13 protein-coding genes and 1 pseudogene are annotated in these 14,920 nt (G+C 62.9%); 11 read left to right on the forward strand and 3 right to left on the reverse strand.

From position 1 onward, the window contains the following. Nucleotides 1-255: 255 nt before the first annotated feature. The 7 genes and pseudogenes from ACQZAB_RS02680 to upp all read left to right on the forward strand — a co-directional run. Nucleotides 256-1,893 (forward strand): annotated as a pseudogene (locus ACQZAB_RS02680) (methyl-accepting chemotaxis protein); the annotation flags it as partial. A 50-nt stretch (nt 1,894-1,943) separates the two neighbouring features. After that, on the forward strand, nt 1,944-2,591 hold the full coding sequence (locus tag ACQZAB_RS02685; RefSeq protein WP_428386852.1) for a precorrin-2 dehydrogenase/sirohydrochlorin ferrochelatase family protein: 648 nt from the start codon (nt 1,944-1,946) through the stop codon (nt 2,589-2,591). Then, nucleotides 2,588-3,466, forward strand: a complete 879-nt coding sequence (gene ccsA, locus ACQZAB_RS02690) for a cytochrome c biogenesis protein CcsA (protein WP_428386855.1) — start codon at nt 2,588-2,590, stop codon at nt 3,464-3,466. The genes ACQZAB_RS02685 and ccsA overlap by 4 nt, the downstream gene beginning before the upstream one ends. Beyond that, on the forward strand, nt 3,463-4,821 hold the full coding sequence (gene hemA / locus ACQZAB_RS02695; protein WP_428386857.1) for a glutamyl-tRNA reductase: 1,359 nt from the start codon (nt 3,463-3,465) through the stop codon (nt 4,819-4,821). Before ccsA ends, hemA begins: the two co-directional genes overlap by 4 nt. A gap of 18 nt (nt 4,822-4,839) precedes the next feature. Further along, entirely contained in the window at nt 4,840-6,957 is a 2,118-nt protein-coding gene (locus tag ACQZAB_RS02700; RefSeq protein ID WP_428386858.1) for a hypothetical protein, read from the forward strand. 8 nt (nt 6,958-6,965) lie between these two features. Next, the gene (locus tag ACQZAB_RS02705; protein WP_428386859.1) at nt 6,966-7,853 is read left to right on the forward strand and encodes a deoxyribonuclease IV; all 888 of its coding nucleotides are present in this window, start codon (nt 6,966-6,968) and stop codon (nt 7,851-7,853) included. A 208-nt stretch (nt 7,854-8,061) separates the two neighbouring features. Next, a complete protein-coding gene (gene upp, locus ACQZAB_RS02710) occupies nt 8,062-8,718 on the forward strand; it encodes a uracil phosphoribosyltransferase (protein ID WP_428386861.1) in 657 nt (218 codons plus the stop codon). 342 nt (nt 8,719-9,060) lie between these two features. Here the strand turns inward: upp and ACQZAB_RS02715 are convergent, their stop codons facing one another. Genes ACQZAB_RS02715 through ACQZAB_RS02725 form a run of 3 tightly spaced genes read right to left on the reverse strand, consistent with a single transcriptional unit; the run spans nt 9,061 to nt 11,957 of the window. Further along, the gene (locus tag ACQZAB_RS02715) at nt 9,061-9,852 is read right to left on the reverse strand and encodes an aldo/keto reductase (RefSeq protein ID WP_428386863.1); all 792 of its coding nucleotides are present in this window, start codon (nt 9,850-9,852) and stop codon (nt 9,061-9,063) included. Beyond that, the gene (locus ACQZAB_RS02720) at nt 9,837-11,051 is read right to left on the reverse strand and encodes an FAD-dependent oxidoreductase (protein WP_428386865.1); all 1,215 of its coding nucleotides are present in this window, start codon (nt 11,049-11,051) and stop codon (nt 9,837-9,839) included. The genes ACQZAB_RS02715 and ACQZAB_RS02720 overlap by 16 nt, the downstream gene beginning before the upstream one ends. Before the next feature lie 15 nt (nt 11,052-11,066). Beyond that, nucleotides 11,067-11,957 carry a LysM peptidoglycan-binding domain-containing protein gene (locus tag ACQZAB_RS02725; RefSeq protein WP_428386866.1) on the reverse strand — a complete coding sequence of 297 codons (891 nt, stop codon included), beginning with the start codon at nt 11,955-11,957 and terminating at the stop codon, nt 11,067-11,069. 189 nt (nt 11,958-12,146) lie between these two features. On the opposite strand from ACQZAB_RS02725, the gene ACQZAB_RS02730 reads away from it, so the two are divergent. From ACQZAB_RS02730 to ACQZAB_RS02745, 4 genes are read left to right on the forward strand one after another with little or no spacing between them, the layout of a single operon-like run. After that, nucleotides 12,147-12,506, forward strand: coding sequence for an STAS domain-containing protein (locus tag ACQZAB_RS02730; RefSeq protein ID WP_428386867.1), 360 nt, complete (start codon nt 12,147-12,149; stop codon nt 12,504-12,506). 27 nt (nt 12,507-12,533) lie between these two features. Beyond that, nucleotides 12,534-12,977, forward strand: coding sequence for an ATP-binding protein (locus ACQZAB_RS02735; RefSeq protein ID WP_428386869.1), 444 nt, complete (start codon nt 12,534-12,536; stop codon nt 12,975-12,977). Between the two features lie 37 nt (nt 12,978-13,014). Further along, nucleotides 13,015-13,587 carry an rRNA maturation RNase YbeY gene (gene ybeY / locus ACQZAB_RS02740; protein WP_428386871.1) on the forward strand — a complete coding sequence of 191 codons (573 nt, stop codon included), beginning with the start codon at nt 13,015-13,017 and terminating at the stop codon, nt 13,585-13,587. 32 nt (nt 13,588-13,619) lie between these two features. Next, nucleotides 13,620-14,900, forward strand: a complete 1,281-nt coding sequence (locus ACQZAB_RS02745; RefSeq protein ID WP_428386872.1) for a hemolysin family protein — start codon at nt 13,620-13,622, stop codon at nt 14,898-14,900. Nucleotides 14,901-14,920 lie beyond the last annotated feature (20 nt).

Here is a 14,920-nt window from a genome sequence, read left to right on the forward strand (position 1 = left end):
CTGCTCCGGAGGCAAGGAAACCGGTATTTTGCCGGTTGCCGGTGAATACGGGTTAGCTTATCGCACGATCTTCCTCCCTGATTGGCCGCCTCTTTGGCGGTCCTCCGAGTCTCTCAGGGAGTCCCATCGATGCTTCAATGGTTTCGTGATCTCAAGCTGAGCGTTCGCATTCTCGCGATGACCGTGGCCATTTTGTTGACCGTGGTTGCGGTGAACTACGCGTTGGTCGCGGTGAAGTACCAGGCTTCGGCTCAGCAGGCGATGGTTGAGAAGGCGGCTGCCTTTACGGCGGTGGCGGATGCGGCGAAGAATCACACGTCGGTGATGGCGGCGGAGGGGGCGTTCGATCGTGAGGCGTTGCGGGCCGAGTTGGAAGCGGACATCGCGGCGGGCAAGTCGTACACGGAGACCAAGGTGTTCAACACGATTCCGGTGGTGGCGGGGTGGAAGGCGGCTGAGGAGGCTGCGAGCAAGGAGGGGATCGAGTTCCGGGTGACGGCTTTCGAGGCGCGGAATCCTGAGAACCAGCCGGACCCCGGTACGTTTGAGTACGAGATCTTTGCGGATCTGGAGAGCGGGTTTGCGGCGGAGGGGCAGGAGGCGATCTATCGCATCGATGAGGCGACGAATCAGTTGCACTACCTGCGTGCGATCAGGCTGACGCGGGACTGTATGACTTGTCACGGCGACCCGGCGACGTCGAAGACGGGGGATGGGAAGGTCCCGCTTGGGTTTACGATGGAGAACTGGAAGGTCGGCGACATGCATGGTGCCTTCCATGTGGTGATGCCGATGGCGCCGGTGGATGAGCAGGTGGCCGGGTTTATTGGGTCCGGTATGCTGTTCACAGTTCCGATGGCGATTGGGGCGGCGCTCCTGATCTACTTTGTGCTGCGGTACAGCCTGGCACTGCCGATCGCGGGTCTGGTGCGGGGTTTCACGCGGATCGCTGATGGTGATCTGACCCAGCGGGTAGATGTGCGATCGAAGGATGAGATCGGGGTGTTGGGGAGCACGTTCAATGCGTTTGCGGAACGGCTGCAGGAGCTGATCGGCAACGTACGTCGTGCGAGCACGGAGGTGGCGGCGAGTGCGACGGAGATCGCGGCTTCGTCCGATGAGATCGCGGTGGGTGTGAAGGATCAATCGAGTCAGGTGGAGCGGATCAGCGCGGCTGTGGAGGAGGTGTCGGCGAGTGCGACGGAGGTCGCTGAGAAGTCGGTGGATGCGGCTCGTAACGCTGAAGCGTCGGGCAGTGCGGCGGCCAAGGGCGGGGAGGTGGTGGATCAGAGTATCGAGCAGATGATTCAGATCTCCGAGGCGGTAAGCACGTCGGCCAGGAGTGTTGCGTCGCTGGGTGAGCGGAGTCAGCAGATCGGTGAGGTGGTGAATGTGATCAATGACATCGCGGACCAGACCAACCTGCTCGCGCTGAATGCGGCGATCGAGGCGGCCCGTGCGGGTGAGCACGGTCGCGGGTTCGCGGTGGTGGCTGATGAGGTTCGCAAGCTCGCGGATCGGACCACGAAGGCGACGGAGGAGATCGCGCAGTCGATCGCGGCGATCCAGAGCGAGACCGGTGAGGCGGTTGCCCGGATGAATCAGGGCACCGAGCAGGTGGAGGCCGGGAGCCAGACGGTCAGTCAGGCGGGCGACAGCCTGCGGACGATCGTGTCGTCGGCGAAGGAGGTGGCGATGATGATCCAGTCGATCGCGGCGGCGGCGGAGCAGCAGTCTTCGGCGAGCCGTGAGGTGAGTCAGAACATCGATGGGATCGCGGCGGTGTGCCAGCAGACCAGCGAGGGCACGAGCCAGCCGGCGGAGGCGGCGACCCAGCTTTCGACCCGTTCCGAGCAGCTTCTGGAGCTTGTGAGCCGGTTCAAGATTGAATAGGGGGTTGGTGGGAGCCCTACTTCGGTCATGGACTGAGCTACACTAGCGTGATGCCTGCCTTGATCTGCGAGTGGGACATCCGGGGTCTGAATTGTCTGGTCGTCGGTGCCGGTGCGACCGGGCTGCGCCGGGCCCGGACGCTGATCGAGCACGGGGCGGCTGTGACGCTGATTGCCCCGGAGGCTGGGGCTACGGACATCCCGACGGGGTGTGTGTTCCATCGGCGGCAGGCGAGCCCGACGGACCTGCCGAACCGGCAACTGCTGGTGCTGGCGACGAACGACCCCGGGTTCAATCAGCGTCTGGCCGAGCGGGCGAGGCAGCTGGGTATTCCGACGAATCGGGCGGACGACGCGGATGCCGGGGACCTGCGGTTTCTGGCGACGCGGAGCCGAGGTCCGGTGACGCTGGCTGTGAGCACGGGGGGTGCTTCGGCGTCTGCGGCGACGGTGCTGGCGGAGCAGGCGGTGTCGTCGATCGAGGATCACTGGATCGGGCTGCTGAGTGAGGCGGCGAGGCGGCGAGAGATGATTCAGAAGGAGTTACCTGCGGGGCCGGGTCGGCAGGCTTTGCTGCGGTCCCTGGTGGATGATGCGGCGCAGGCGGCGGCTCAGGAGGGGTTGGCGGCTCTGGCAGCTCATCACGATCGGTTGATCGAGCGGGCGTTTGAGGCTCATCGTGGGGAGGGTGCATCGTGAGTGAGGTGTTGATGACGCCTGGTCTGATTGGGTTGACGCTTCTGGCGCTCGTGACGTGGGCGGTGGAGTTGCGTCACTACTTCCGGCCGGTTGAGCGGACGCCGAGTCGGTTGTTCGGGTGGTTGACGGTGGTGCTGATCGGGCTGTTGGTGCTGATGCGCTGGCTCGATGCGGAGGGATGGCAGCCGCTTCACAGTCATCTGGATGGCTTGTTGTTGATCGGCTTGATGCTGGGTGCGTCGCAGTTGTATCTGCGATCGAAGCCGCGGCTGGGTCGGATCGGGCTGGTGATCTGGCCGGTGCTGGCGTTTCTGCTGGCGTGGGCGTTGTGTGCTTCGGCGTGGACGTATCGGCCGTTCAAGTTGGACTCGCTGGAGCATGTCTGGCGTGTGGTTCACCTGGGTGGGGTGTATGCGGGGACGCTTTTCGCGGTGCTGGCGGCGATTTTTGGTGGGTTGTATCTGTTCGTGTATCGGGCGGTGAAGCGTCACGATCTGGCGAGTCCGCAGCCGGGACTGCCGAGTCTGGAGTGGACGGAGTCGGCGGTGATTCGGTTTACGACGCTTGGCTTTGTGACGCTGACAATCGGTTTGATTTCGGGTGTTGTGGTGGTGGCTGATACGCCTGGCCGGCTGGGTTCGGAGTGGTGGTTGTCGCCTAAGGTGGTCTTGGCGACGGCTTCGTGGCTGGCTTTTGCGCTGGCGATGAACGTACGGACTTTGAGTCTGTTTCGCGGGCCGAGGGCGGCGTGGCTGGCGATCACGGGGCTGGTGTTGCTGCTGGGCGTGCATGGACTGGTGACGTCGTGGCCGGATCCGAAACCCGTTGAAGAGACGGTCGTGCCAGTGGAGCAGTCGCGGGAGGCTCGGCCATGAGCCTTGGCGTGCTGACGCTTGATTACCGTCAGGCCGGTGTGGATCGGCGGGAGGGGATTGCGCGGCGGATCGCGCGGACGGAGTCGCCACTGACTGAAATTCGGGCGGCCGGGGGCTTGCAGGAGTGTGCGCTGATCTCGACCTGCAACCGGGTGGAGGTGTATGGGGTGGGTCATGGCCGTTTTGATGCTGAGGCGGTTGCGCGGTGGCTTGAGCCCGATCGCGAGCCTGAGGGCTGGCAGCGGCTTGAGGGGCGTGAGGCGATTGCTCATCTGATGCGGGTGGCTTCGGGGATCGAGTCGATGGTGCTGGGTGAGCCTCAGATTCTGGGTCAGGTTCGTTGTGCTTATCACGACGCGAGGGAGGCGGGGACGGCGGGGACGATTCTGCATGCGGCGTTTCAGCGGGCGCTGGCTGTCGGCAAGATGGCGAGGCAGTCGACGGGGATTGGGGAGGGGCGTGTGTCGGTGGCGAGCATTGCGGTGGCTCATGTGCGTGGGGTGTTCGACCATCTGGCGGGGAAGACGATCCTGAGCGTGGGTGCTGGGCATATGTGCAAGGCGATGCTGCGGAGTCTGGAGACGGATCGGCCGGCGCGGGTGCTGATTACGAATCGGTCGGCCGAGCGGGCGCGGCTGCTGGCTGAGTCGCTGGGGCCGACGGCGGAGGCGTGGCCATGGGATCGGATTGACGAGGCGTTGTCGGCTGCGGATGTGGTGTTGTGCGGGACGGGTTCGAGTGAGCCGGTGCTTGATCCCGAGCGGTGCAAGGCGGCGATGCAGAAGCGGCGGCAGCGTCCACAGGTGATTGTGGATGTGGCGGTGCCGCGAGACGTGGACCCTGCGGTTGCGGATCTGCCGAACGTGTTTCTGGCGAATGTGGATCAGCTTCAGACGGCGGCGGCGAAGACGCTTGGGCAGCGTGCGGACAGTGTGTCGGATTGCGAGAAGCTGATTGCGAGCGAGGCGGATGCGCTGCTGCAGACCCTGGCTCGGCAGGAGGCTGGGCAGGTGATTCGGCGGCTGCGTCAGCGGATTCACAAGCTGGCGCAGGCCGAGCTTGATCGGACGCGGCAGCGGATTCAGGCGAGTCTCAACAGCCATGCGGACGATGCGGAGACGATTCTTGAGGAGCACACGAGGCGGCTGCTGAACAAGATCCTGCACCTGCCGGTTTCGCGGTTGGGAACGTCGGATCGTGTGAATCTGCTGAGTCAGATCGAGATGCTGGAGGATGCGTTTCAGTTGGACGAGGGCGATGCGGCGAGAGGCTCTGTGCCTGGGGAGGGCGCGGGGGTGTCGGAGCCCGAGGGGTCGTTGTCGTTAGAGTCCACGGCTGAGCGGCGGGCTCGTTAGAGTGCGTGGGTGTCCGGCGTGACTTCCCCCAATCAGGCAACAGGTACGAAGCCCGCGACGGCTGTGGCGGCGCTATTGGGGACCACGGCCCTGTCGGCCTGGATTGCGACGCAGCAGAACCTGCTGCCTGTGGATGTGCTGGCGTCGATCCAGCATCTGCTGGTGTTGCTGACGAGTGGGTTCTGGGTGGTGCTGATCTGGATCGCTGGTTATGGGCTGGGTGTGGAGGGGGCGCGGGCGCTCGATCCAGATCGGAAAGGTCATCCGGATGCTTTGACAGCGTCGGTGGTGGGGGTTGGTGCGATCTTTCTCGGGCACTGGGTCAACAGCATCACGATCGGGATGGCGGGCTGGGTGGTGTGGCTGCTGGTTGGCCCGCTGGTGCTGCTGGGCTGCTGGCATATCTACCGGGCGAGGCCCTGGGAGACCGGTGTTGAGCTTCGTGGGCCGATGTGGTCGGTGGCACTTGTGGGTTTACCGCTTGGTGTCTTGTTGACGGCGGCGGCGTGCCCGCCCGGGTCGGTGTGGCGGATTGAGGCGTTTGGTTACGACGTGTTGTCGTATCACCTTCAGTTGCCACGAGAGTGGGCCGAGGCGAGCAGCCTGGAGGGGTTCGAGCACAACGTTTACAGCTTCTTCCCAAGTCTCATCGAGGCGGGGTACAGCCTGCTGTATGTGCTGGCCGGTCGCGACACGATCGCGATGATCGAGACGAGCCAGCTGCTTCATGCTTCGTTCACGGTCGCGGCGGCGCTGGCGGTCGGGCGGATGGCGAGGCGTCGTTCTGCTGTGACTGGTTGGGTGGTGGCGGCGGCTTTTCTGGCGATGCCGTGGTCGCTGATCACGGGGTCGATGGCGTACAACGAGATGGCTGTGCTGGCTTTTGCGGCGGTGGCGTTGGATCGCGTGACTCGGGAGAGGGCGTTGTCGCTGGAGGACGCGGTGCTGATTGGCTTCTTGCTGGGGCTGGCGACGGCGAGCAAGCTGACGGCGGGTCCGATGCTTGCTGTTCCGATCGTGGCGATTGCTTTATGCAAGGTGTGGTCTGGGGGCGGGAAGCAACCCGTGCGTCAAACGCTGCGGGTGGCGGTGGCTATCACGTTGGCGGGGACGGTGGTGCTGACGCCTTATTTGGCGCGCAACGGATTACAGACGGGTAATCCTGTGTTTCCGTTTGCGGCGTCGGTGTTGGGGTCTGGGCACTGGACGGGGGAGGAGATCGATCGGTGGGATCGGGCCCATCTGGACGGTTCGACGGATGAGTCGATTCTTGTCGCGTTTGATCGTCAGTGGCTGCGGAACACGGGGTATGGCGCGGTTGGTGGGCGGCCGGTGGCGATCGAGACGCGGAACATCGCGCGTTTCACCCACGAGGGCGGGTTTCCGTTGCTGTGGCCGGTGACGCTGGCTGGGGTGGTTCTCGGTTTGCGAGCCAGATCGACACGGCCGCTGGCGTTTGCGCTGGTCGCGATGCTTGGCTGGCAGATTTTCTTCTGGGTAACGAAGACTCATCTGCAGAGTCGGTTTCTGATTCCGACGTTGCTGCCAGGGTTGCTGTTGGCGGGGCTGGCGGTTGAGGCGTTGGTTGGATGGCTTGGGAGCAGGCGGTGGCTGGCGGCGGGGGTGCTGAGTGTGTGGGTGCTGGTGCTGGCAGGGATCGGGTTTGGTGCGTTTTGGCGGCAGACGTTGCCGATTCGGGTAGAGGGGCAGGCGCAGGCGGTGCCGGCGCCGCCGGTGCTGTTGGTGGGGTCGCTGGCAAGTGCCGGTTTTACCGAGCATCCGATCAACAACCTGCCGCCTGAGAGCAGGACGTATCTGATCGCGGACAACTCGAGGCTGCTGTATCTGAGTCGTCCGTTTGTTTATAACTCGGCGTTTGATCGATCTCGGCTGGGGGATTGGATTCGTGAGGCTGATGGGGTATTGGCGGGGACGCATGAGCGGTTGCGGGCTGAGGGGATCACGCATCTGTGGGTGCACTGGGGCGAGCTTGATCGGCTGCACAGCACCTATGGTTTTGATGGTGATGTGACCGCGTCGTTTCTTCGGCGGCTGACTTCGGGTTGGCCGGTGGTGGAGGATCTGGGGGTGGCTACGCTTTACCGGGTCCCTTCGATTGAGACATCCAACGAATGAAGTCAACCATGAAGACGAACTTTGGCAGCCATCTTTCCATAGCGGGCGGGATGCATCTGGCGGCTGAGCAGGCGCGTGAGCTTGGCATGTCGTGCGTGCAGGTTTTCACGAAGAATCAGCGGCAATGGAAGACCAAGCCGCTGACGGATGAGACGATCGAGGCGTGGAAGCAGGCGGTGGCGGACGCCGGGCTGACAAGCACGGTGAGTCATGACAGCTACCTGATCAACCTGGCTTCGAACAAAGAGGAGACGGTCGAGAAATCGATCGGGCTGCTGATTCAGGAGATCGAGAACTGTGATGCGCTGGGTATTCCACATCTCGTGATGCATCCGGGGGCGCACCTGGGGGATGGGGAGGAGGTTGGTCTGCAGCGGATCGCGGACGGGCTTGATCGTGTGCATCGGCAGCTGCCCGATGCGGAGACGGTGACCTGTCTGGAAGTGACCGCGGGCCAGGGCACGAACCTCGGGTACAAGCTTGAGCATCTGGCGGAGATCATCGACCGGGTTGAGGAGGCCGAGCGTCTGGCGGTTTGTCTGGATACGGCGCATCTGATCGCAGCGGGTTACGACCTGACTTCGGGGGAGGGCATGCGATCAGTGATCGATGAGATCGAGCGGGTGCTGACGCTGGCTCGGGTGAAGGTGATCCACGTGAATGATTCCAAGGTAGAGCGTGGGAAGCGGGTGGATCGGCATGAGCACATTGCGCATGGGCATGTGTCGCCGGAGGCGTTTGGCGTGCTGCTGGCCGATCCGGTGCTGGGCGGGCTGCCGATGATTCTGGAAACGCCTAAGGCCGAGGCGGAGGATGGGCGGCCCTGGGATCTGCACAACATGGAGACCCTCGCGCGGCTGCGTGACGAGGCGCTGAAGGGGCCAAAAAAAGTTTGACGGCCGGGGGAGTGGATGGCAGGCTTTAGACAGGTCCAGAGGGCATCGGACCTTTGCGAAAGGAGTGGCTCGACAAGCAGACGTTTTGACATTGTGATCAGGCCGTGCGTGCAGCCACTTATGATTCCGCTATCGTTCCATACGATCCATTTTGTACGCCCGGCCCTTTTTTATGCGCTGATTCAGCGATCACGGAAACGCAGCCACCATGGTCGATGCCCAACCCAGTCCTGACGACACGCCGTCACTGACCGTTCTCGATCACCCGATTGCTGATGATGCGATCAGGCAGCTGCGTGACCACCGGACCGAGCCGCCGACGTTTAGGGAGGCGATGCATCGGCTGACGATGCTGCTGGCTGTCGAGGCGCTGCGTGGAGCGCCGAGGCGGATGATGTCTGTGCAGACCCCGCTGGAAGTGACCGAGGCGAGCACGCTTGAGCGTCGTGTTCTGATTGCTCCGATCCTGCGTGCGGGTCTTGGGATGGTGGATCCGATTCTGCGATTGACGCCTGATGCGGTGGTGGGTTGTCTGGGTTTTTACCGGGATGAGCAGTCGCTGGAGGCGGTTCCGTATTACGAGAAGCTGCCGACGGCTCAGGACGACTGGCTGACGCTGGTGGTGGATCCGATGCTGGCGACGGGCGGGACGGCGGTGGCGGCTTTGGATCTGCTGGTGAGTCAGGGCTTCACGCATCTGCATCTGCTGAGTGCGATCGCGGCACCGGAGGGCGTGGCGACAGTGCATGCGAGCCACCCGGGGGTTCCGATTTTTACAGGGTCTCTTGATCGGCAGCTCAACGATCAGGGTTACATCCTGCCGGGTCTGGGGGACGCGGGCGATCGTCAGCTCGGGACGCTGTGAATCTGTCTCGGTTGTGGCTGTTGAAGCAAAAACAAAAAAAAGAAGAAGCGAAGACGGCGTAGAGAATGCGGGGGTCGTCCAGACCGATGCTCGAACCCCAGATGCAAAGGGGGAGCGTCGCCGGATCATCCGGGCCTTCCGCTCGGAGGCGGCCTGGCCGTCGCGCCCGATCCTGCCCCCATGGGGTTCTTAAGGGTTCGAGGCATGTGGGTCTGAAACGAGTTCGACCCCAGCAATCTCCAAGTCGTCTTCACTTGTGCGTGCATTATATCGCCCAACGGGCGTGCGCCGCCTGAATATCACAGAAAGAAAACAGAACGCGGCGGCGCGTGGTGACAATCCTCAGGGTCTTCCCCTCTTGACACGGGCGTCCTGAGCGATCTGCAGGTTATCCCGGAGGTGCTCGATCTTCAGTGATCCGAGAGTGAGTGAGTCGACGGCTGGGTGCTGCAGGATGAATCGGATGGCTGAGGCCGGGTCGAGACGTCCTGAGGCCAGTCCTTTTTTAATGAGGACGCCGAGGCCGCGATCGTGGGCCTGCTGGATGACGTCACTCATGGATGGGTCGTCGGCGTGGTACTCGACCATTAGCACGTCTGCCCAATCCATCGCGCGTTCGAAGCCTTCGATGGTTTTTCCGGAGAGGCCGACGGCGTGCACGTCGCCACGCTGCTTCAGGTCGTCGAGTGCTTTGGGTGCGCCTGATGATTCGAGGATCTCACGGTCGCGGCCGTCGGAGTGGATGAGGACGAGGTCGAGCCGGTCTGTCTTGAGGCGTTGGAGGCTGCGCTCGACGGAGGCGGTGACGGCATTGTATGAAAAGTCGTAAGTGGATTGGCCGGCTTCGAAATTCTCGCCGACCTTGGTCGAGAGTATGAACTCGTCGCGGCGGTGCTGGAGCGCGCGGCCGATGCGTTCTTCGCTGAGGCCATAGGCGGGCGCGGTGTCGATGTGGTTGATGCCCAGGTCGAGCACGCTGCTTAAGAGTGTGGCGGAGGCTTCTTCGGTTGGGAGGGCGTAGCCGTGCTGGTATTTGATGCTCTGGTTGCGGCCGATCTTGAAGGCGCCGAAGCCGACGGGTGTGACTTCGAGCCCGGTGCTGCCAAGCGGTCTGCGTGTTAGAGCCGGGTCCATGGCACGTCCTCATCCCAGGGGGCGCAAGCGACGTCAGGTCGTTGCCAGTCGGCCAGCGCAGAGGCCAGTTCGGCCTGCATGTCGGCGGAGCGTTGTTTGTCGTTGTCGGTTGGATCGATGGCTTCGAGCACCATCGCGGCGAGGTAGGGGGCGAGGACCAGTTTCGTGGGGAAGGCGGTGAGGACGTTGCCGTCGCGGCGGAGGGTGGATGAATCGGGCTTGCGGCCGAAGCGGTTGGAGGCTTCTGCGCGGTCGACGCGGTAGGCGCTCCATGTGATATCCGACAGGTCGATGCCGGGGAGGACGGCTTCGATCTCGCGTTTGCCGTGTGTGAGGAGCTGGTTGATATCCATGTCGACGCCGTCTTCCGAGACCTGCCCGCCAACCTGCCAGACGGTCTGGCCGTCGCGGGCCTTGCCGGAGGTGATGGTGGCCCGTGTGTGGGCGCCGTCGACGCAGTGGCCGTAGAGGTCGGGGAGATCGCCACGCATCATGAGCATGTGGAGCGGGCGTTTCTGGGTGACCTCGTTGGCGAGGCCCATGGCCTGGCGGAGGCTGGCGTTGCCACGGCCGGCGGTCAGCAGGATGTGGCGGGGCTGGATGGCTAAATGATGTCCTGCCGGGTCGGTGAGTTCGACGCGCGTGATGTGCTCGCCATCCATCGCGACTTGCGGTAGCCCTTTGGCGCGGATGATGGCGCCGGCGTGCGGCTGGCTGAGGTTGGCGACCATCGAGACCGGATCGATGACCCATTCGTCAACGCGGAAGACTTCGCCAGGGCACTGCGAGAGGACTCGGGGGCGTTCGCCCGGGGCGAGCTTGATTGGTTTGGTTGCGAGTCCGGCGCGGGCACCGACCATGCCGGCGATCGAACTGAGGGCGCTGGTTCGCCAGAGGTAACAGTGCTCGGTGAGGACGGTTGTCTGCGCGAGCGAGGGCTGTGCTTCGGCGCGGAGCGATCGGTGCCAGAGGGCGGGCGCGTCGCGGTGTGCTCGTGCGGAGTCGTTCATCGCGCCGGAGAGGGTGTATTTGATGCCGCCGTGGAGGATGCCCTGGGCGCTGACGGTCTGGCCTTCGCCGAGCCGGTTTGATTCGACGAGCAGGGCAGCGACCCCGTGATCGCGGAGGGTGGCCAGCGTCCAGAGACCTGCCACCCCCCCGCCGAAGATGAGGACATCGACAGGCAGTGTTTCAGCCATGTGCCAGCCGCCGATTCACTCGCTGTCCCGCTCTCGGACGGGGACGGATGGGATGACGATGGACATGCCGGCGCGGATGGCGTTGGGGTCGGAGCCGATGGACCCGCGATTGGCGTTGAAGATGGTGCGCCACTGCGAGGCGGTGCCGTAGTAGCGGACGGAGATGGAGGAGAGGCTTTCGCCTGGACGGATGACGTGGCGCTGCACGGGTTCGGGTGCCCGGAGGCCTTCTTCGTCTTCGGTGAGGATCGGTTCGCCGTCTTCGTCGAGCTCGGGCAGGAGGATGGCTTGTCCGATGGGCAGGCGGATCGGGTCGACGGTGGGATTGGCTCTGGCGATGAGTACCCAGTGCCGGCTCTCGCCGTAGACGCGTTCGGAGATCGTGGAGAAGGTATCGCCTTCCTGGACGGTGTAGGTGCGTGGTCCGGGTTCGGCGGCCTGTTCCCGCAGGCGGAGGACGCGAGTGGGTTCGCGGTCGGGGTTGGTGGCGGCGCGTTGGGCTGGCGTGGCTTGGTCGGGACCGTTGGTGGCGGTTTCAGAGGCGGGTTCGGTATCGGTCGGGGAGGCGTCTTCGGTAGTGGCCGACTCCTCGGCGGGGTCCGTGGTGACGGGGGTGATGATGAGCGGACGGGAGGAGCGTTCGGCTGGATCCGGGCGGTCTTCGGTTTGCTCGCCGCCGGCCTGCGACTCGACGGGGATGAGAGGCCCGCGTCTGGGTGGCGGGGTTGTAGCGGTTGCGGGCTGGGTCTCGTTGGGCGCTGGTTTCAGGCTGGTGTCATTTGTCAGGCTCAGTTGCTGATCGGGGGCTGTTTCGGCCGTATCGACAGGCACCATCAATCGATAGCCGATCGCGACGGTGCAGAGGAGCACCGCGAGGACAACGAGGAGGTAATAAGGGGCTTTCATGATGCTTAGAACCCTTCAGGCAAGCCTCCCACTAGTGTACGCCAAGCGGTGCGTGGTCGTGGCTGTCGGGCGCATCAATTTTCATGATCCAACCCATCGTCGTGACTGGCCTTAGAATGCTTGACACCCGATTCAGGGCCAGCTAACGTCGCGCTCGATACAAGACTGGCCTATCCAGGAGAGCGGTCGATGACCACCAAGGACTCGAGACTCGTCATCAGCGAGCAGAACGACATCACCAAGATCGAGTTCCTCGACCGGAACATTCTCGAGGAGGCGAACATTCAGCAGATTGGCGAGGAGATCTCGCTGCTGATCGAGAAGTCGACCAACCCGAAGATTCTGATCAGCTTTGAGCGGGTTGAGCATCTTTCCTCGGCAGCCCTTGGCACGCTGATCACGATCAACAACAAGATCCGGAAGAAGGCCGGTCAGCTGCGGCTGGCGAATATCGATCCGCAGATCTACGAGGTGTTTGTGATTACCAAGCTGAACAAGCTGTTCCAGATCCACGACAGCACTGACAAAGCGATCGCCAGCTTCAAGTAAGCCGTTGTCCACGGAGGCCGGGCTACGATGCGTGGTGAGGTCGAGCCCATGTCCGATCAGATCAAAATTCCCAGTCGGCTGTCTGAGGTTGCCGGTGTCCAGGACCGGATTCTCAGCGCGGCAGGGCCGTTTCATTACTCGGAGAAGGCTCTTTTTGCCCTGAAGCTCTGTCTCGATGAGGCGGTGACGAATGCCATTCGGCATGGGAATGGGTCGGACCCGAGTAAGCAGGTGACGATCGATTACGCCATCAGCGAGGAGCAGATCCGGGTGACGATCTGCGATGAGGGGCCGGGATTCGACCCGGGCGGTGTCCCGGACCCAACGCTTGACGAGAACCTGGAGCGGCCGTGTGGTCGGGGTGTGATGCTGATGGCGGCCTACATGACTGAGGTGACCTACAACGATCGGGGCAACTGCGTGACTCTGGTCAAATCCAAAGACTGCACCCTGCCCAGCCGGAACGACTAGTGCTGGCTCGATTGCCCCCCTGCGGTACACTGTTCATATGACCCAGTCCGTTCCAGACCCACCCGCTCTGAAGGCCGAAGCGACCCCGCAGGCCGAAGACGATCCCGACCCGTCTTCTACCTCTTCCAGTCCGTCGGGGGCGGGCGCGTCGTCGTCGGACTGGCTGGCTCTGGCGTGCGAGCACGGGGCTGCGTCAGCGCATGCCGAGTGGCTCGGCCGGCAGATCAGGGCGGCTGGGGACGAGATCGGGCCTGAGATTGAGAGTCTGAGTGTGGTGCTCGTCGGCGATGAGAAGATGAGCGCCCTGCACGACCAGTATTTGCAGGACCCTTCGACCACGGACGTGCTGACCTTTGATCTGCGTGAAGACACGGGACAGCCGATCGAGGGCGAGCTGGTGATCTGCGTGGATGAAGCCGAGCGGCAGGCGGGGGAGCTAGGGCACGGTGTTGAGAAGGAGTTGCTCCTGTATGCCGTGCACGGTCTTTTGCACCTGGCTGACTACGACGACCATGACCCGGACGAGGCTCAGCGGATGCACGCTGAGGAAGACCGGATTCTCACGGCGATCGGTGTGGGGGCTGTTTACGATCGAGATCACCACGCGTAGCGAAGAATGCTCGCGGACGAGAGATACTGAACTTGCAACTGTCGATCGGCATCATGATTCTGGCCACGCTGCTCGCGACGTACGTGTCGGCGTGCAACGTGGCGTTGAAGACCTTCTCGCGTCGGCGGCTTGAGGAGAAGCTTGAGGAGCAGGGTCGTCAGGCGGCCATGAAGACGCTGGTGCGTCGGCTTCCGAAGCTGCAGGTGATGACGGGTCTGCTGCGGACGGGTTTCAGTCTGCTGGTGCTGCTGGCGGTGCTGGATCTGCTTGAGTACGCGTACGATGGCTGGGTTGCCTTTACGCTTGCGTTTGTGGTGTCGGCTTCGATTCTGTCGATTTTTTCGATTGCGATCGGCACGAGTTGGGGGCGGTACACACCTGAGGGATTGATCAGTGCTTCGCTGCCTTTGCTCAACGCGGTGTATCTGCCGCTGGCTCCGATCCTGCGGTCGCTGCATGCGTTGGACCCGCTTGTCCGGCGGGTGTCGGGGGTGGACCTGAATCAGACCGATGACACGCTGTCGGAGGATGTGCTGTCGGTGGTTGAGGACCACGAGCATGCGGATACGGTTGATGAGCGTCAGAAGAACATGCTCGAAGCGGTGTTTGATCTGCCGAATACGACGGCGGAAGAGATCATGACGCCACGCACGGATGTCAAGGGTATTGATTCGACCGATGCTTCCAGCCTGACCGATGTGCGGGATGCGATCGGCGACATCGGTTACTCGCGGATTCCGGTGTATGAGGAGAATCTGGACAAGATCATCGGGCTGCTCTATGCGCGTGATCTCATTCAGTTCCTTGGCGACGGCGAGGATTTCAACCTGCGCAAGATCATCCGGGAGCCGTATCTCGTGCCTGAGAGCAAGTCGGTAGCGGACCTGCTGAACGAGTTCCAGAAGAACAATCAGCACATGGCGATCGTTCTGGATGAGTACGGCGGGACGGCGGGTCTTGTCACGATCGAGGACATTCTCGAAGAGATTGTGGGTGAGATCCGGGACGAGTACGAGGAAGACGCGGAGCCCGATCCGACGATCTATCCGGTCAACGAGCACACGGCCGATGTGGATGCGCGTGTTTCGATCGATGAGGTCAATGACGAACTCGAGCTCGAACTTCCTGAGGATGACGACTTTGACACGCTGGGCGGTTTTGTGCTGAGTCAGTTCGGACGCATCCCGCAGACGAACGACCGATTCGATTACGAGGGCGTCCGCTACACGGTGACCGAGGCGGAGAAAACCCGGGTGGTGCGGGTCCGGGTCGAGAAGCTGACGGATGACGCACCGATTCAGGACAGCGCCTAGGCCTCATCCGACCAACCGGT

Origin of the sequence: Mucisphaera sp. (genome assembly GCF_965279675.1) — a bacterium.
Lineage (GTDB): Bacteria > Planctomycetota > Phycisphaerae > Phycisphaerales > Phycisphaeraceae > Mucisphaera.